The 16699-nt window shown below is 73.2% G+C and carries 15 protein-coding genes and 1 riboswitch; of the genes, 3 read left to right on the forward strand and 12 right to left on the reverse strand.

All coding sequences use genetic code 11. From position 1 onward, the window contains the following. Positions 1-56: 56 nt before the first annotated feature. The 5 genes from ACWCYY_RS21210 to ACWCYY_RS21230 all read right to left on the reverse strand — a co-directional run bounded on the left by ACWCYY_RS21210 (position 57) and on the right by ACWCYY_RS21230 (position 5801). The gene (locus ACWCYY_RS21210; protein WP_449796923.1) at positions 57-731 is read right to left on the reverse strand and encodes a copper homeostasis protein CutC; all 675 of its coding nucleotides are present in this window, start codon (positions 729-731) and stop codon (positions 57-59) included. A gap of 153 nt (positions 732-884) precedes the next feature. Beyond that, the gene (locus ACWCYY_RS21215; RefSeq protein WP_449796924.1) at positions 885-1832 is read right to left on the reverse strand and encodes a hypothetical protein; all 948 of its coding nucleotides are present in this window, start codon (positions 1830-1832) and stop codon (positions 885-887) included. Beyond that, positions 1829-2173, reverse strand: a complete 345-nt coding sequence (locus ACWCYY_RS21220; RefSeq protein WP_345283718.1) for a PadR family transcriptional regulator — start codon at positions 2171-2173, stop codon at positions 1829-1831. Before ACWCYY_RS21220 ends, ACWCYY_RS21215 begins: the two co-directional genes overlap by 4 nt. Before the next feature lie 215 nt (positions 2174-2388). Continuing rightward, on the reverse strand, positions 2389-5073 hold the full coding sequence (locus ACWCYY_RS21225) for an FtsX-like permease family protein (protein WP_449796925.1): 2685 nt from the start codon (positions 5071-5073) through the stop codon (positions 2389-2391). Next, positions 5070-5801 (reverse strand): ABC transporter ATP-binding protein, encoded by a 732-nt coding sequence (locus tag ACWCYY_RS21230; protein WP_449796926.1) that lies wholly within the window; start codon positions 5799-5801, stop codon positions 5070-5072. Before ACWCYY_RS21230 ends, ACWCYY_RS21225 begins: the two co-directional genes overlap by 4 nt. Positions 5802-5933: 132 nt before the next feature. Between ACWCYY_RS21230 and ACWCYY_RS21235 the strand changes: the two genes are divergently transcribed. Then, a complete protein-coding gene (locus tag ACWCYY_RS21235) occupies positions 5934-6572 on the forward strand; it encodes an HD domain-containing protein (protein ID WP_449796927.1) in 639 nt (212 codons plus the stop codon). 171 nt (positions 6573-6743) lie between these two features. Here ACWCYY_RS21235 and ACWCYY_RS21240 read toward each other — a convergent pair whose 3' ends face one another. From ACWCYY_RS21240 to thrC, 6 genes are all read right to left on the reverse strand, one after another. Beyond that, positions 6744-7022 (reverse strand): DUF4031 domain-containing protein, encoded by a 279-nt coding sequence (locus tag ACWCYY_RS21240; protein ID WP_345283712.1) that lies wholly within the window; start codon positions 7020-7022, stop codon positions 6744-6746. Further along, the gene (locus ACWCYY_RS21245) at positions 7019-7375 is read right to left on the reverse strand and encodes a hypothetical protein (RefSeq protein ID WP_449796928.1); all 357 of its coding nucleotides are present in this window, start codon (positions 7373-7375) and stop codon (positions 7019-7021) included. The genes ACWCYY_RS21240 and ACWCYY_RS21245 overlap by 4 nt, the downstream gene beginning before the upstream one ends. Positions 7376-7561: 186 nt before the next feature. After that, on the reverse strand, positions 7562-9184 hold the full coding sequence (gene groL, locus ACWCYY_RS21250) for a chaperonin GroEL (protein ID WP_345283708.1): 1623 nt from the start codon (positions 9182-9184) through the stop codon (positions 7562-7564). Between the two features lie 325 nt (positions 9185-9509). Then, positions 9510-9713, reverse strand: coding sequence for a cold-shock protein (locus ACWCYY_RS21255; RefSeq protein WP_030289665.1), 204 nt, complete (start codon positions 9711-9713; stop codon positions 9510-9512). 535 nt (positions 9714-10248) lie between these two features. After that, positions 10249-10527 (reverse strand): ubiquitin-like small modifier protein 1, encoded by a 279-nt coding sequence (locus ACWCYY_RS21260; protein WP_345283706.1) that lies wholly within the window; start codon positions 10525-10527, stop codon positions 10249-10251. Between the two features lie 32 nt (positions 10528-10559). Beyond that, positions 10560-11840, reverse strand: coding sequence for a threonine synthase (gene thrC, locus ACWCYY_RS21265; RefSeq protein ID WP_345283703.1), 1281 nt, complete (start codon positions 11838-11840; stop codon positions 10560-10562). Positions 11841-11857: 17 nt separating this feature from the next. Continuing rightward, positions 11858-11995: riboswitch (SAM riboswitch) on the reverse strand. A gap of 177 nt (positions 11996-12172) precedes the next feature. Here thrC and ACWCYY_RS21270 point away from each other — a divergent pair. After that, positions 12173-13153, forward strand: coding sequence for a glucosyl-3-phosphoglycerate synthase (locus ACWCYY_RS21270; protein WP_345283964.1), 981 nt, complete (start codon positions 12173-12175; stop codon positions 13151-13153). A gap of 53 nt (positions 13154-13206) precedes the next feature. Beyond that, the gene (locus ACWCYY_RS21275) at positions 13207-14682 is read left to right on the forward strand and encodes an alpha,alpha-trehalose-phosphate synthase (UDP-forming) (RefSeq protein ID WP_345283701.1); all 1476 of its coding nucleotides are present in this window, start codon (positions 13207-13209) and stop codon (positions 14680-14682) included. A gap of 52 nt (positions 14683-14734) precedes the next feature. Here the strand turns inward: ACWCYY_RS21275 and ACWCYY_RS21280 are convergent, their stop codons facing one another. After that, positions 14735-16687 carry a hypothetical protein gene (locus ACWCYY_RS21280; RefSeq protein ID WP_449796929.1) on the reverse strand — a complete coding sequence of 651 codons (1953 nt, stop codon included), beginning with the start codon at positions 16685-16687 and terminating at the stop codon, positions 14735-14737. Positions 16688-16699: the final 12 nt, after the last annotated feature.

Here is a 16699-nt window from a genome sequence, read left to right on the forward strand (position 1 = left end):
CGCACGCGAGAGGGCCCGGAGCGCAGCACTCCGGGCCCTCGTCGATCAGGGGTGGTTCAGCCGTCGATCAGGGCGCGCCACTCGGCGACCTTCGCCGGGTCGACCGGGGTGTCCCAGCCGTTCGCCCGGACCGGGCCGCCGACGTGGAAGGCGTCGAAACCGGCCGCGCGCAGGCCCGGGACGTGCTCGGCCCGCAGGCCGCCGCCGATCAGGATCCGCTGGCGGTAGCCCGGGTCACCGGCCTTGGCGAGCTCGCCGGCCAGCACCTCCTGACCGTCCGTCACACCGGTGGCGGCACCGGAGGTGAGGAAGGTGTCCAGGCCGGGCAGGTCGGCGACGGCGGCGCGCAGGGCGTCCCGGTCGGCGCTGTGGTCGATCGCGCGGTGGAAGGTCCAACGGCACCCGGCCACCGCCTCCGCCACGGCCGTGGTGGCGGCCAGGTCGACCGCGCCCTCGGCGTCCAGGAAGCCGAGCACGAACTCCTCGGCGCCCTCGGCGCGCAGCGCGGCGGCACGCTCGCGCAGCTCGTCCACGCTGCCGGGGGTGAAGCCGTCGCGGATCCGGAGCATCACCCGCAGCGGGATGGAGACGGCGGCGCGGATGGCGGCGAAGTCGGCCAGGGCGGGCGTCAGACCGTCCGCGGCCATGTCGGCGACCAGTTCGAGCCGGTCGGCCCCGCCCGCCTCGGCCGCCTGGGCGTCCTGCACCGTCAGGGCGATCACTTCGAACATTGGTCTAGACATATCGCTAACCCTGCCACATCCGGAGGCCACTGGGCGAGCCCCCTGCACGGTAAACGGAAGGGCCCGCCGGGCGGCGGACCTGGACTCCCAGCATCCGCACCGCCCGGCGGGCCCGCATCCCGCGTCCGTCCGTCCGCCGGGTCAGAGCACCGGCACCCCGGCTCGTCGCCCGCCCGCGAGCAGCCGGGCCGCCAGGAGCAGGGTGGCCCCGACCAGCAGCGCCGCCGGAGCCAGCCGCCACACGCCGCCGACCTGCTCCCAGAGCGAGAACAGGCTGAACGCGGCGGTCAGCGGCAGCACCGCCAGACCCACGGCCGCGGGCAGCAGCCTGTCCCGGGCGGCGAACAGCAGCAGCACCAACGGGACCAGCAGGAGCGCCACCGGCCACCAACCATCCATCAGGTTGCGGGTGCTGTAACCCCCCTGGGCCCGGGTCACGGCGAACCCGGCGGCGGCCCCGGCCAGGATCAGCAGCCGGTCGGCCCGGCCCCGTCCGTCCAGCAGCGCGGCCGGGGCCGCGGCCACCATCGCCCCGCCCACCAGATGGGGCACCACCGCGGTGGCGCCGTAGCAGAAGAACCAGGCGTCCCAGCCGTCCGGCCCCCACAGCCCGGCCGCGAGATCACCGAGCCGGACCACCGCGAGCAGCGCGACCACCACGCCCAGCGTCCGGGCCGCCCGCCAGGCACCGGTGGCGGCGGCCAGCGCCAGCAGCACCGGGACGACGGCCAGACCCAGCAGCGCGAGGTTCCCGGTCAGCTCGCCCCAGGGGGCGTGCAGACCCGACCGGGCCGCCTGCCCCATCCGGAACGCCCGCTCGTCGCCGATCCCCGGCAGCACGCTCAGACCGACCAGCGCCCCCGCCAGCAGCGGGGCGCCCGCCGCGAGCAGCCGGCCGCCGAGCGCGGTGTCGGTCAGACCCGTCCGCATCCGCAGACCGTAGGCCGCCAGGTCGAACGCCTCCCGGGCCGTGGCCAGCCGGCCGGCCCCCGCCGTGACGTCGGCGAACACCTCGGCCAGCTCGTCCCCCCGGTCCCGGCGGTAGCGGGCGGGGTAGAGCGCGAGGGCGGTGCGCAGCGCGACGCTCATGCCGTCGCCCCCTTCGGCGCGGCGACGCCCCCGAGGCGGCGGCGCGCCTCCGTCGCGACGGTGTGCAGCCGCTCGGCCTCGGCGGCCAGCACGCCGCGCCCGCCGTCGGTGAGGGCGTAGGTGCGGCGGGCCCGGCCGTCGACGACCTCCTCCGCGGAGACCTCGATCAGGCCCTGCTGGAGCAGGCGGTCCAGCGCTCCGTAGAGGGTCCCGGTGCGCATCTTCACCCGGCCCCCGGAGATCGCGTCGATCTCCTGGATCAGCGCGTATCCGTGCCGGGGGGCGTCGGCGAGGGCGGTGAGCAGCAGCAGCGTGGGCTCCTGCATGGCACGTTCGGTCATGCACCTACATATATCGCCGGACTGCCTATCCGCGCCACCCCTGCCGCAGCGGGAGGCCGGTGGCCCCGCAGGGGCCTCAGGGGCGCGAGGAACTGCGCGCGGGGGAACGGCAGCACCTGCAACTGGCTGACGTGCCCTCAGTTGCAGGTGAGCCGCCTTCCGTACTCGCGCAGTTCCTCGCGCCCCCAGGGTGACCACTTTCGGCTGCCGGAGGGTCAGGCGTCGCGGCGCGCTGCTCCGAGGAGTCCCGCCAGCAGCGGGAGCGCCAGGGCCAGGAGGGCGATGCTCGTCCACGGGACGTCGGACGGGCTGAGGACCGGCGGTGCGCCCATCACCCCCGCCACCCGGGAGCGCAGCAGGGCGTACGCCGGGACGAAGCCGCTGACCGTACCGAGCAGTGCGCCGAGCAGCACGATCAGTCCGGCCTGGAGGCCGGCGACGGTCCGCCGGGTGCGGGGCCGGGCCCCGACCGCCGAGAGCACCGCGCGCTCGCGCCGCGCGTCCGCCGCGGCCAGCGCGGTGGAGACCAGCGCGGCGCCGAGCACCACGACCGCCGCGAAGCCGGCGATCGCGATCTGCATCACGCCGTCCTTGGCCCGGAAGCCGCGTTCCACCACGAACTCGGAGTGCGGGGCGAGCCGGGCGACGGTGGCGGCGGCCCGCTGCTCGGCGCGCTCGGTGACCGGTCCGGCAGGCCGCCAGATCACCCCGGCGGGCGCGACGGCCAGGCCGAGCTGACGGACCGTCCGTTCGCCGATCACCAGCGGCACGTAGCGCTGTCCGGCGGGGAGGTCGACCAGGACGGCGTCCACCGGAACGGTCTTGTACTCCATGGCGGCGCCCTGCATCTGGAGCTCGGCCTTGCCGTCGTGCAGGTACGCCGGATCGGTCACCACCGCCTTGCCCGCCGCCAGCGCGGCCTCGGCGGCCGGGTCGTGCAGGGCCAGCAGGTTGCGCAGCACGGCGGCGTCGCCGACCACCGCCCGGTCGAGCCCGCCCCGGCCGAAGCGATCGGGGCCCTTGGCCTGCACGACGGAGCTGCAGGTGTCGCAGAACCTGTACTCGGCCTGGAAGAGGTCCGCCCGCTCCCCCAACTCGGGGAGGTCCTGGGGCAGAGCGGTGCGCAGCTGCGGCATCGCGTCCTGGTCGCCGTAGAGGTTGACCCGGACCGAGTTGGCCGGCTGGAGCATCCGGTAGCCGGCCCGGTCCTGGGCCTCGGCGCCCGAGGTGTGCACACCGACCGCGACGGCGCCGGCCACCGCGGCGAGCACCGCGGCGACGGCCGGGGCGGTCCGCGAGCGGTGCCGGGAGGCGTCCCGCAGGGCCAGCCGGGGGCCGACCGGGAACCAGCGGGCCAGCTTCCCGAGCCCGGCCAGCAGCAGCGGGGTGACGAGCAGCAGCCCGAGCTCGGCCAGCACGCCGCCGCCCAGCACCGTGAGGGTCCGGACCGACAGCCCGGCCAGCACCGGCATCCCGCCGACCGGCGCGAGCACCGCCCCGCCGATCGCCAGTGCGGCCCCGGCCACGCCCAGGGCCAGGCCCGCCAGCGGCACCCAACGGCCGGAGCGGCGCACCGGGTCACGGTCGGCCAGCCCGGCCAGCACCTCGCGGCGTCCGGCCTGGAGGGCGGGTTGCAGGGCGGCGGCCAGGGCGGTGACCACGCCGACCAGCAGGATCAGCAGCAGGTCGGACGGACGGATCGTCAAGGTGCCGAAGCGGCTGCCGCCCCAGGCCTCGATCTGCGGGCGGAGCGCGGAGACCAGCAGGATGCCGAGCACCCCGCCGGCCGCGGCGCCGACCGCGCCGAGCACCAGACCGCCGCCGAGCACCACGGTGCGGACGTGACCGGGGCGACCGCCGGCCGCGCCCAGCAGGGCGAGTTGGCGGCGGGCCCGGCGGGCGCCGACCGCGAAGGCCGGGCCGGCCAGCAGGGCGACCTCCAGCAGCGCCATCGCGGCGGTGACGGCGATGGTCATCACCCGGCGCTCGCGCTCGCCCTGGGCGTCGACCGCCTCCTCCTGGGCCATCGCGGCGGCGGGCGGGTCGGCCGCCACCTGACGGCTCGCCATGGTGTAGCCGTGCCGGTTGAGTTCGGTGACCCGGTCCCAGCCCAGGGTGGCCCCGGCGGGCAGCGTGACCAGCCAGGCGGCCTTCCGGGCGGCGGCCTGCTCGGCGCTCTCGGTCTTCGGGGCGACCCCTGCGGCGGCCAGGGCGGCGTCCAGCGGCTGGTACAACTCGCCCGGGCGGGCGACGAGTTCGGTCTTGTTCAGGTCGCCGGGGTGCTCCACGGTGCCGGTCAGCACGAACGGCGTGGACTCCAGTCCGCGCACCGTCACGGTGTCGCCGATCCGCTTGCCGGTGGCCGCCAGGAAGCCCTCGGTGGCGGCCGCCTCGTGGGCGGCGGCGGGCGCCCGGCCGGAGACCAGGTCCAGCCGGCCCTGCCAGAGCCGCCCGGTCAGATCGGCCTCGAAGGTCTCGACCGAGGCCATCCCGTCCTTGCTCCCGACCACCGCGACCGGGCCGGTCCTGGCCGGGGTCAGCACGCTGCCCTTGGGGAGCAACTCGCCCAGCAGCTCGGTCGGTTCGGCGGACACGGCCCGCTTCTGCTCGGGGGTCGACGGCACATCCGGCCGCTGCGGCAGCACCCGCACGCCGTCCGCCGGGAACACCGCCTGCTCGACCACGCGCCCGAGGTCGTACGCGCCGATCAGCGCGTCGGCCCGGCCCATCAGCCGGTCGGACCGCTCGGCGGCGGTCAGCTGGGTGGAGCGGTGGACCACGTCCACCCCGGTCGCGCCGAGCACCGGCAGCGCGATCATCGCCGCCACCAGCGCACTGCGACCCTTGGCCCGCAGCGCGTCCCGGCGGGCCATCCTGAGCAGCGGACGCCAGGAGCTCATCGGGCCGCTCCCGCCGACTGCGGGGCGCGCACGGCCTCGTCGACGATCCGGCCGTCGCGCAGCGAGACCACCCGGTCCGCCCAGGCCGCGTGCGAGGGGTCGTGGGTCACCATCACGGCCGCCGCCCCCGCGTCGCAGCGGGCCCGCAGCAGGGCGAGCACGGCGTCCCCGGTCGCGGTGTCCAGCGCACCGGTCGGCTCGTCGGCCAGCACCAGCCGGCGCTCGCCGGCCAGCGCCCGGCCGATCGCCACCCGCTGCTGCTGACCACCCGACATCTCCTCCGGGAAGCGGTCCGCCAGCTCGGCGATGCCCAGCTCCTCCAGCGCGACCAGCGCCTCGGCGCGGGCCGTGCGGGCCGGGATGCCGTCCAACTCCCGTGGCAGCGCGATGTTCTCGGCCGCCGTCAGGGACGGGATCAGGTTGTACGACTGGAACACGTAACCCACCGAACGGCGGCGGACGTCGGCCAGCCCGGCCCGGCTCAGGCCCTCCAAGGGCGTGCCCTCGACCAGCACCCGGCCGGTGGACGGCCGGTCCAGGCCGCCGGCCAGCGCGAGCAGCGTCGACTTGCCGGAGCCGGACGGCCCCATCACGGCCAGGAACTCCCCGGCGCGCACCTCGAGGTCGATCGGGTGCAGCGCGTGCACCTCGGCGGCGCCCTTGCCGTGCACGCGGCCGACGCCCTCCAGCCGCAGCACGGCCCCTGCGTGTGATCCGGATCCGGACATGGCCCCCCCTCGGGACGACGGAACGTCTTGCATACCGAGTATGTATAGCCGCCGCGCGCCGATGACTCAAGTGTGCGACATAAGTCGGTGAACGGCATATAGTCTGGATCACACCGGCCGGAGAGGAGCAGAATGACCGTCATGACCGCCTCGCTGTCCGCCCGCTGGCACGACCTGCTCACCCGCTGCGGCGCCACCGCCGACCCCGGCCCGTACGCCGAGGACCTGCTCGGCCGCTGGGCCGAACCCCAGCGCCGCTACCACACCACCGCCCACCTGGCGGCGGTGCTGGACGTGGTCGACGAGCTGGCCGGGCACGCGGAGGACGCCGACGCCGTCCGGCTGGCCGCCTGGTTCCACGACGCGGTGTACCGGCCGGACCGCTCCGAGAACGAGGAGCGCTCCGCGGCACTGGCCGTCCGCGCCCTGCGGGAGGCGGGCCTGGGCGGGGAGTTGGTCGAGGAGGTGGCCCGCCTGGTCCGCCTGACGGTCGGCCACCACCCGGCCGAGGGCGACCGCAACGGCGAGGTCCTCTGCGACGCCGACCTCGCGGTGCTCGGCGGCACCCCCGAGCAGTACGCCGCCTACGCCGCCGCCGTCCGCGAGGAGTACGCGTTCGTCCCCGAGGACGCCTTCCGGGCCGGCCGGGCGGCGATCCTGCGCCAACTCCTCGACCTGCCCGCGCTCTACCGCACCCCCGAGGCCCGCGAACGCTACGACGCCGCCGCCCGCCGCAACCTCGGGGGCGAACTGCTGCTGCTCGGCGGCTGACGCCGGGCCGGCCGGCCGCCGGCCGCGCGGACCAGGACCCGGCGAGAGCCGGTGCCCCCGGGGTGCGGGCCGTCGCCGGCCGTCGGACGGGGCGGGGCCGCCGGAGAGGTCCGGCGAACCTCTGGGCCGGCCGCGCCGACCGAGCCGTCGGCAGGCCGGTCCGACGGGCCGTCAGGCCGGGCGCGGGCCCCGGACGTCCGCCTTGCGGCGGCGCAGGCCCGCCGCGCTGAGGCGGGCGACCAGCTCCTTGCTGCCGACCGGCTCCGCGCCGAGGGCCACCGCCTTCTCGTACCAGTGCGCCGGGATGTCGTAGTGGTCCCGCTCGAAGCCCCTCGCGGGGGCGCCCAGCCGCTCCGCGAAGGCGTGCAGCTCCGCGTACGAGACGTCGCTCACCAGGTGCGACCAGTACTTCCCGTGCCCCGGCCAGGTGGGCGGGTCGACCAGGATCACGTCAGCGACCCCACCGGGGCCACCGCCACGCCCTCCTTGCCGCACACCCAGTGCGGCTCCGGCCCCAACTCCGGCTCCACGCCCAGCGCGTGCGGATCCCCCTCGGCCGCGCACGACCGGCACACCGGCCACCGTCCGTACCCCTCCAGCAGCGCGTCCTGCACGTCCTGCGCCACCAGCCCCGCCAGGTACTCCACCCCGTCCGGCCACTGCTCCACCCACCACCGCCGCTTGGTGAGCACCTCCTCCACCAGCGACACCACCTGCGGATCGGCCACGTCACGCGCCGTCAGATCGGCCAGGATCAACGCCCGCGCCGCGTGCAGCGCACTCTCGATGCCATCGGAACTCATCCCCCCATTGTCCCCTCCCCCACCCGCCGCAGGAACCGGACCGGGCGAGTGACCGGGCGGCTCTCCGTCAGGTCCGTCCGGCCGCCACCGCGGTCCCCCGGGTCGGTGAAACGCCGCAGGGCGGCCTCCCCGGTGAGGGGAGACCGCCCTGACGGACGTTCCGGAGCTTGCCGATCCTCGGGAGGATCAGAAGTCCATGTCACCGCCCGGCATGCCGCCGCCGGCGGCCGCGGCGGCCTTCTCCGGCTTGTCGGCGATGACGGCCTCGGTGGTGAGGAAGAGCGCCGCGATGGAGGCGGCGTTCTGGAGGGCGGAGCGGGTGACCTTGGCCGGGTCGATGATGCCGGCGGCGATCAGGTCGACGTACTCGTTGGTCGCGGCGTTGAGGCCCCAACCGGACTCGAGGTTGCGGACCTTCTCCACGACGACGCCACCCTCGAGGCCGGCGTTGGTGGCGATCTGCTTGATCGGGGCCTCGAGCGCGACGCGCACGATGTTGGCACCGGTGGCCTCGTCGCCGGTCAGCTCCAGCTTGTCGAAGGCGACACCGGCCTGCAGCAGCGCGACGCCACCACCGGCGACGATGCCCTCCTCGACGGCGGCCTTCGCGTTGCGGACGGCGTCCTCGATGCGGTGCTTGCGCTCCTTGAGCTCGACCTCGGTCGCGGCACCGGCCTTGATGACGGCGACGCCACCGGCGAGCTTGGCCAGGCGCTCCTGGAGCTTCTCGCGGTCGTAGTCCGAGTCGGAGTTCTCGATCTCGGCGCGGATCTGGTTCACGCGGCCGGCGACCTGGTCGCTGTCGCCGCCACCGTCGACGATGGTGGTCTCGTCCTTGGTGATGACCACCTTGCGGGCGGTGCCCAGCAGGTCGAGACCGGCGTTCTCCAGCTTGAGGCCGACCTCCTCGGAGATGACGGTGCCACCGGTGAGGATGGCGATGTCGCCGAGCATGGCCTTGCGGCGGTCACCGAAGCCCGGGGCCTTGACGGCGACGGACTTGAAGGTGCCACGGATCTTGTTCACGACCAGGGTCGACAGGGCCTCGCCCTCGACGTCCTCGGCGATGATGACGAGCGGCTTGCCGCTCTGCATGACCTTCTCCAGCAGCGGGAGCAGGTCCTTGACCGAGCCGATCTTGGAGTTGGCGATCAGGATGTACGGGTCCTCGAAGGAGGACTCCATCCGCTCCAGGTCGGTGGCGAAGTAGGCGGAGATGTAGCCCTTGTCGAAGCGCATGCCCTCGGTGAGCTCGAGCTCCAGACCGAAGGTGTTGCTCTCCTCGACGGTGATGACGCCTTCCTTGCCGACCTTGTCCATCGCCTCGGCGATGAGCTCGCCGATCTGGGTGTCGGCGGCGGAGATGGAGGCGGTGGAGGCGATCTGCTCCTTGGTCTCCACGTCCTTGGCCTGGGCCAGCAGCTGGTCGGAGACGGCCTGGACGGCCTTCTCGATGCCGCGCTTCAGGGCCATCGGGTTGGCGCCGGCGGCGACGTTGCGCAGACCCTCGCGGACGAGCGCCTGGGCGAGCACGGTGGCGGTGGTGGTGCCGTCACCCGCGACGTCGTCGGTCTTCTTGGCGACCTCCTTGACGAGCTCCGCGCCGATCTTCTCGTACGGGTCCTCGAGCTCGATCTCCTTGGCGATGGAGACGCCGTCGTTGGTGATCGTGGGGGCGCCCCACTTCTTCTCAAGGACGACGTTGCGGCCCTTGGGGCCCAGCGTCACCTTGACGGCGTCGGCAAGCTGGTTCATGCCGCGCTCGAGTCCGCGGCGAGCTTCCTCGTCAAAAGCGATGATCTTGGCCATCGGAAGTGGTCCTCCAGGACACGTCGACTGCGCCGGACCGGAGGGCGCCCGCGACGGACGGCCCTGGTGTGCGGGGGTCTTGTCCCCTACCGCTCCCGGGGGCCTCACCGACCCGGTCCGTTGTCACTCTCATGCTGTGAGTGCTAACGCCAATGATTAGCACTCTCGGGTATCGAGTGCAAGCCCAATCGTGATACGGGCACCCGCGCCGCCGCCCCGCGCGCACACGACGACAGGCCCGTACGACGTGGTGTCGTACGGGCCTGCCGGCGAAGCGTGGAGACTGCCAGCCCGAAGCCGAGCCGAGGTCCGCAGGTGCGGAAGGTCAGACCGCCGCGCGGACCATGTCCGCCTGCGGGCCCTTCTGCCCCTGGGAGATCTCGAACTCGACCCGCTGGCCCTCCTCGAGGGTGCGGTAGCCGTCCATCTGGATCGCGCTGTAGTGGACGAACACGTCCGCACCACCGTCGACCGCGATGAAGCCGTAGCCCTTCTCCGCGTTGAACCACTTGACGGTGCCCTGAGCCATTCCGAACTCCCCTTGTGCTGTGCTGGCCCTTCGCGGGTCCACAGGATGCGGACCCAGGTCTGTACCGGCACACGCCCGAGGGAACCCCCCCTGGGCGTAGCCGCGGTCATTGCTTGAACGCGCCGACCGCCGCTGAATGTATCCGGACAGACGCCCTCTGCAACAGGGTCAACTTCGCCGAATTCACCGTGTGACGAAAGGGATGTGACGGGAGGAAAGCCTCAGGGAGCGGCAATTCGCTCCGGGCATAGCGGACCAATCGGGAGGAGACGCTGTCAGATTCCTGACGCTGGCCTGACACTTCCCGTCCCACCGCGGGCGCCCGACGTCTCAACCGACGGACGGGCCCTGCGTGCACGACTCAGCCGTACCGCCGGACGGGATTCGAAACCTCCGATCCGACTCCGCACTCTACCCCCTGGCACCTGACGGAAATTCACCGCGACATGCGGCGGGCCGCCACCGAATAACCGGAATCATTCGTTCCGGTCGCGGTGACGGCCCGTCGATTGCGCCGTACTGCGGAGCAGCCGGTTCAGCAGCCCCCGGCCACGGCCGGAATGATCGAGATGCTGGTGCCGTCCTTGATCTCGGTCTCCAGGCCCTCGGCGAAGCGCACGTCGTCGTCGTTCACGTAGACGTTCACGAAGCGGCGCAGCTTGCCGGCGTCGTCCAGCACCCGGGCGGCGATGCCGGGGTGGTTGGCGTCCAGGTCGGCGATCACGGCGGCCAGGGTGGCGCCCTCGGCGGCCACCTCGGCGGCGCCGCCGGTGTAGGTGCGCAGGATGGTCGGGATGCGGACGGTGGCGCTCATGGGGGTACTCCTAAACCGGTGCTGAGGGGGGATCAGGCGGAGGCCAGGCCGGCCGCGCGGAAGGACTCCAGGGTCGGGCGGATGGTGGCGGTCAGACCGGCGTCGGAGACGGCGTCCAGGGTCTTCAGGCCGTCACCGGTGTTGATCGCCACGGTCTCCTTGGCCGGGTCGAGCTGCCCGGTCTCCACCAGCTTCTTCAGCACGCCGATGGTCACGCCGCCCGCGGTCTCGGCGAAGATGCCCTCGGTGCGGGCCAGCAGCTTGATGGCCTCGACCACCTCGGCGTCGGTGACGTCCTCCACCGCACCGCCGGTGCGGCGGGCGATGTCCAGCACGTACGGGCCGTCGGCCGGGTTGCCGATCGCCAGCGACTTGGCGATGGTGTCGGGCTTGACCGGCTTGATCACGTCGCGGCCGGCCTTGAAGGCGGCGGAGACCGGGGAGCAGCCCTCGGCCTGGGCGCCGAAGATCTTGTAGGGCCGGTCCTCGACCAGGCCGAGCTTGATCAGCTCCTGCAGACCCTTGTCGATCTTGGTGAGCTGGGAGCCCGAGGCGATCGGGATGACGATCTGCTCCGGCAGGCGCCAGCCGAGCTGCTCGCAGATCTCGTACGCCAGGGTCTTGGAGCCCTCGCCGTAGTACGGGCGGAGGTTGACGTTGACGAAGCCCCAGCCCTCGCCGGCCGGGTCGCCGATCAGCTCGGAGCAGAAGCGGTTCACGTCGTCGTAGTTGCCCTCGATGCCGACCAGCTCGCCGCCGTAGACACCGGCCATCACGACCTTGCCCTGCTCCAGGTCGTGCGGGATGAACACGCAGGACTTGAAGCCGGCCCGGGCCGCCGCCGCGCCCACCGCACCGGCCAGGTTGCCGGTGGAGGAGCAGGACAGGGTGGTGAAGTTGAACGCGCGCGCCGCCTCGATGGCGCAGGCCACCACGCGGTCCTTGAAGGAGTGGGTCGGGTTGCCCGAGTCGTCCTTGACGTGCAGCTGGGCGGTGAAGCCGAGCTCGCGGCCGAGGTTGTCGGCCTTCACCAGCGGGGTCCAGCCCGGGTTGAGGTTGGGCTTGGAGGCCACGTCGGCCGGGACGGGCAGCAGCGGGGCGTAGCGCCAGATGGAGGCCGGGCCGGCCTCGATCCGCTTGCGCAGCGCCTCGGCGTCCGCGGAGCCGAAGTCGTAGGCGATCTCCAGCGGGCCGAAGCACTCGAGGCAGGCGAAGCTGGGGCCGAGCGGGAACTTGGTGCCGCACTCGCGACAGGACAGCTGGTCGGCGGGCCCGAGGTCGACGGTGGGTGCGGCGGAAACAGCGGTAGCCATGGTGGCGGAGGCCTCTCTCCTCATCTTCCCCGTGACGCGGTCGCGCCACAGGCCGGAATTGGCACCTGTCCCGCCGTGGCCGCAGATGGGCCTGATCGCGCGAGAAGGTTGCCGGGACGTCAACGGGCCGTTCCCTCAGTCCCTCTGGATGAGCTCTGTGAAGTTGTGGTCCTGCTCTCCGGCCGACCCCGACGTGCGAAGGTCTGACCGCAGTACGAAGACTGTATCCGAAGGCGCCGGAGCGGGAACCGGCCGTCCGAGGTACGAGATGCGAAGCGCGAGGAGACGAGACAGTGCCCGACCAGCCTCAGCCGTCCGACCCTGCCGAGGAGTTGCTGCCGGAGGTGTCCGACTGGCTGTGCCGGCGCTCCTGGAGCGCCGGCGACCGGCCGTTGGAGGCACTGCTGGCGGCCAAGCGGGCGGCGGGGCCGGCCGGGACGATCAGCGTGGTGCTGCCGGCCCTGGACGAGGAGTCGACCGTCGGCGGGATCGTCCGGGTGATCCGCCGCGAGCTGATGGAGCGTCTGCCGCTGGTGGACGAGCTGGTGGTGGTGGACTCCGGCTCGGCCGACGGCACGGCCCGGATCGCGGCGGAGGCCGGCGCCCGGGTGGTGCACCGGGACGAGGTGCTGCCCCGGCTGCCGGCGGTGGCGGGCAAGGGCGAGGTGCTCTGGCGCTCGCTGCTGGCCACCTCCGGGGAGATCGTCTGCTTCGTGGACGCGGACCTGCGCGAGTTCGACCCGGCCTTCGTCTCCGGGATCGTCGGGCCGCTGCTGACCGACCCGTCGATCCACCTGGTGAAGGCGATGTACGACCGGCCCCTGGAGACCGACGGGGCCGTCGTCCCGGCCGGCGGCGGGCGGGTCACCGAGCTGGTGGCGCGCCCCCTGCTGAACCTCCACTGGCCCCAACTGGCCGGATTCGTCCAGCCCTTGGGCGGCGAGTACGCGGCCCGCCGGTCCCTGCTGGAGCGGCTGCCCTTCCCCACCGGCTACGGGGTGGAGCTCGGCCTGCTGGTGGACGCGCTGGAGCTGGCCGGGCTGGACGCGCTGGCCCAGGTGGACGTCGGGGTGCGGCACCACCGGCACCAGGACGGCCAGGCCCTCGGGCGGATGGCGGCGACGATCTACCGCACCGCGCTGGAGCGGCTGGACCGGACCGACCGGCTGAAGAGCACGCAGGACCTGGTCCGTCCGCTGCTCACCCAGTTCACCCGGGACCCGGCCAGCCGGGAGTTCACCGCCCACACCCATCCGGTCGGCGCACTGGAGCGGCCGCCGATGGTGACCGTGCCGGAGTACCACCGACGGTGAGCCCCCGTGTGCCGACTGGTTTGCCCCCGGGGGTGCGAGGCAAGGTTGGTGACATGGCCGATCTCGCGACCGAACGTTCGAATCAGACCGGGGCCGCCCCCATCCTGGTGGCCTCCAACCGGGGGCCGGTGTCCTTCACCGCCGAGGACGACGGGTCGCTGACGCTGCGCAGAGGCGGCGGCGGGCTGGTCTCCGGGCTCTCCGCGATCGACGACCCGTCCGCCGTCTGGGTGTGCGCCGCCCTCTCCGAGGCGGACCGCACCGCCGCCCGGCAGGCCCCCGACGGCCGGCTCGACCTGGCCGGGCACCAGGTCGGCGGTCAGGCCGTCCGGATGCTCGACATCGACCCCGGCACATTCGCCCGGGCGTACAACGGGGTGGCCAACTCCACCCTCTGGTTCGTCCACCACCTGCTGTACGAGACCCCGGTGGCACCGGTCTTCGACGACCGCTTCCGCCGCGAGTGGGACTCCTACCGGGCCTACAACACCGCCTTCGCCGAGGCCCTGGCCGCCGAGGCCGCACCGGACGCCGCGGTCCTGGTGCAGGACTACCACCTCTCGCTCGCCCCCGCCCTGCTCCGCGAGCTGCGGCCGGACCTGAGGATCGGTCACTTCTCGCACACCCCGTGGGCCCCGCCCGAGTACTACCGGCTGCTGCCGGACGACGTGGCGGCCGACGTGCTCACCGGCATCCTCGGCGCGGACCGGGCCGGCTTCCTCACCCGGCGCTGGGCGCTGGCCTTCGCGGACTGCTGCGAGGCGGTGCTGGGCGCCGTCGTGGACCGCGCGGCACTCACCGTCACCCACGCCGGGCGGACCACCGCACTGGGGGTGCACGGGCTGGGCGCGGACGCCGACTTCCTCCGCGAGCGGGCCCACCAGCCGGACGTGGACGCCAGGTTGGCCACCCTCCGGGAGGCCGTCGGCGACCGTCGGACCATCGTCCGGGTGGACCGCACCGAGCTCAGCAAGAACATCGTCCGCGGTCTGCTGGCCTACCGGCACCTGCTGCGCACCCGCCCCGAGTGGCAGGACCGGGTGGTGCACGTCGCCTTCGCCTACCCCTCCCGGCACGACCTGCCGGAGTACCGCGAGTACACCGCCGCCGTGCAGCGGACCGCCCAGGAGATCAACGACGAGTTCGGGACGGCGGGTTGGCAGCCGCTGATCCTGCACGTGAACGACGACTTCCCGCGCTCGCTGGCCGCCTACCGGCTGGCCGACGTGGCCCTGGTCAACCCGATCCGGGACGGGATGAACCTGGTCGCCAAGGAGGTCCCGGTGGTCTCCGACGCGGGCTGCGCCCTGGTGCTCTCCCGGGAGGCCGGCGCCCACGCCGAGCTGGGCGAGGACTCGGTGGTGGTGAACCCCTACGACGTGATCGCCACCGCCGAGGCGCTGCACCGCGCCCTCACCATGCCGGAGGCCGAACGGGCCGACCGCACCAAGCGGTTGGCCGCCGCGGCCACCGCGCTGCCGCCGCAGCAGTGGTTCCTGGACCAGCTGCACGCGCTGCGCGGCGAGTGAGCGGGCCGTCCGGGCCGGTGGGGGGCTGATCCCCACCGGCCCGGACGGGTCGTCAGACCGCGACCGAGACCGTCTGCCCCGCCGCCACCTTGACGGTGAGGTAGGTGTAGGTGACCCCGTGCTCGACCTTGGTCCGCGCCTTGCGCGCCACCCCGTCCACGCTCAGCGTCGGGTGGCTGCCGGCGAACCGGGCCTCCCAGGTGTAGGTGCGGCTCGCCGAGTGGTTGGTCAGGGTGGAGCGGTTGACCCCGTCCTGACGCAGGCCGATCCGGTCCTTGCCGACCGGGATGTCGTCCACCTGCAGCCAGTCCATCCCGGCGGGCAGCCGGGACTGCGTGGTGAGCCTGCGGTTCGGGGCGTCCGGCTCCAGGCCGAGCAGGCCGGAGACGGTCTGGCCGACCAGGGTGAAGGAGACCTCGGGGTAGTCGCCGTTCGGGCCCTGCGAGGCGTTCACGTGCTGCACGTCGCGCTGGTCGTAGACGTACTTCATCCACTTCCAGGCGGCGTCGTTGCGGTTGTTGGCGAAGAAGGTGTCCGGCAGGTAGGTGAAGGCCTCGATGTTGGACGGGCCGTCGGGGCCGGCCGCCTGGGTGTCCACGTAGTCCAGGTAGGCCTCGTTGCGCGGGCCGGCCTCGATGATCCGCTTCATCGGCATGAACCAGCTGTTCTCCAGCCCCCAGCCCTTGAACGCGGTGCCGTCCAGTGAGTACGCCCGGACCATGTCCGCGCCCGAACCGGCGCCGCTCCACTCGGAGTTGAAGTACTGCTTGAGGGCGGCGGCCTGCTGCTCGGCCCTGGCGGCCAGCGCCGTGTCGCCCTTGCCCCGGGCCAGCGCGGCCAGGCCGAGGTAGGCCTGGTACTGGGCGGCTATGCCGTCACCGGCCTCGGCCAGCTTCTCGTTGCCCTGCTCGTTGTAGCTGGCGGTGCCGGAGAAGATGCCCTTGCCGGTGCCCTCCGCGACGGCCACCCCGCCGTTCGGCTTCGCCTGGTTGTGCAGGGCGACGAACTCCTCCGTGGTGTGCCGGTAGAAGTCCCAGAACACCTCGTCCTCGACGTAGGCCTTGTCCCCGCTCCAGCGGTACGCCTGGGCCGCCTTCTCCACCAGCTCGAACGGGGCCGGCACCTCGCGGACGAAGAGGTCGGGGCGGCGGTAGTCGATGCTCAGGTAGGTGCCGGTGTCGAAGTTGTGCGCCCAGACCGGGTAGTACTTGTGCGCCTCGGTGGCCGAGGCCGCGAACGAGCGCAGCATGGTGCGGTTCTCGGCGGTCAGCCCGAGCACCTGGGCGCCGACCACCTGGTGGGCCATGTCGCGGGAGTAGTAGCCGCTGCGGTTGGCGTAGCCCGCCCAGTACGAGGGGCCGTAGACGGCGGCGCCGGTGCCGAAGCGGTTGTTCTCGTCGACGTTCACCGGGCCGGTCGAACCGGCGAGCAGCACCCAGGAGTTGGCCTTGCGCTTGGCCCAGTCGAACATCTCCACGACCCGCGGGTCGGAGGAGGTGGCGACCGGGTCGGCCGGGGCCGCCGGGGAGATCATCACGTCGTCGATGTTGAGCCAGGCGTCGCCGGACTCGAAGGCGATCTCCAGCTTGTCGCCCTTGTGCACCCCGACCCGGCTGACGGTGTGCCGGGCGTACTCGAAGCGGGCCGGAACGGTGACCGATCCGGCCTCCGCGCCGTTGACCTTCACCGCGAAGCGGCCACCCTGGCCGCCGGCCGCGATCCAGGCCGAGATGTCGTACCGGCCGTCCACCGGGGCGGTCAGCGTCTGGCTGATCCGGAACCCGGGGCCGCCGTCGAGGTAGGCGAGCTTGGCGCCGCCGTGCGGGTAGTTGGTGGCCACTCCGGAGCCGGAGGTGAAGTTCCAGCCCCGGGTGCCGAGTTCGAAACCGGGGTTGACCACGGTCGGCACCTTGGCGGTGGCGGCTTCGGCCACCGCGAAGGTCTGTGGGGCGAGCGGTGCGAGCAGTGCGAGAGCAGTGAGCAGCGTCGTTGAGGCGCGTCGCATCAGGGTCTCCTG

The sequence above is a fragment of the Kitasatospora sp. NPDC001664 genome (genome assembly GCF_053596675.1).

What these genes read in the sequence shown, in the direction of transcription:
- ACWCYY_RS21210 (WP_449796923.1), bottom strand. Translation starts at nt 731, where the DNA reads ATGTTCGAAGTGATCGCCCTGACGGTGCAGGACGCCCAGGCGGCCGAG.
- ACWCYY_RS21215 (WP_449796924.1), bottom strand. Translation starts at nt 1,832, where the DNA reads ATGAGCGTCGCGCTGCGCACCGCCCTCGCGCTCTACCCCGCCCGCTAC.
- ACWCYY_RS21220 (WP_345283718.1), bottom strand. Translation starts at nt 2,173, where the DNA reads ATGACCGAACGTGCCATGCAGGAGCCCACGCTGCTGCTGCTCACCGCC.
- ACWCYY_RS21225 (WP_449796925.1), bottom strand. Translation starts at nt 5,073, where the DNA reads ATGAGCTCCTGGCGTCCGCTGCTCAGGATGGCCCGCCGGGACGCGCTG.
- ACWCYY_RS21230 (WP_449796926.1), bottom strand. Translation starts at nt 5,801, where the DNA reads ATGTCCGGATCCGGATCACACGCAGGGGCCGTGCTGCGGCTGGAGGGC.
- ACWCYY_RS21235 (WP_449796927.1), top strand. Translation starts at nt 5,934, where the DNA reads ATGACCGTCATGACCGCCTCGCTGTCCGCCCGCTGGCACGACCTGCTC.
- ACWCYY_RS21245 (WP_449796928.1), bottom strand. Translation starts at nt 7,375, where the DNA reads ATGAGTTCCGATGGCATCGAGAGTGCGCTGCACGCGGCGCGGGCGTTG.
- groL (WP_345283708.1), bottom strand. Translation starts at nt 9,184, where the DNA reads ATGGCCAAGATCATCGCTTTTGACGAGGAAGCTCGCCGCGGACTCGAG.
- ACWCYY_RS21255 (WP_030289665.1), bottom strand. Translation starts at nt 9,713, where the DNA reads ATGGCTCAGGGCACCGTCAAGTGGTTCAACGCGGAGAAGGGCTACGGC.
- ACWCYY_RS21260 (WP_345283706.1), bottom strand. Translation starts at nt 10,527, where the DNA reads ATGAGCGCCACCGTCCGCATCCCGACCATCCTGCGCACCTACACCGGC.
- thrC (WP_345283703.1), bottom strand. Translation starts at nt 11,840, where the DNA reads ATGGCTACCGCTGTTTCCGCCGCACCCACCGTCGACCTCGGGCCCGCC.
- ACWCYY_RS21275 (WP_345283701.1), top strand. Translation starts at nt 13,207, where the DNA reads ATGGCCGATCTCGCGACCGAACGTTCGAATCAGACCGGGGCCGCCCCC.
- ACWCYY_RS21280 (WP_449796929.1), bottom strand. Translation starts at nt 16,687, where the DNA reads ATGCGACGCGCCTCAACGACGCTGCTCACTGCTCTCGCACTGCTCGCA.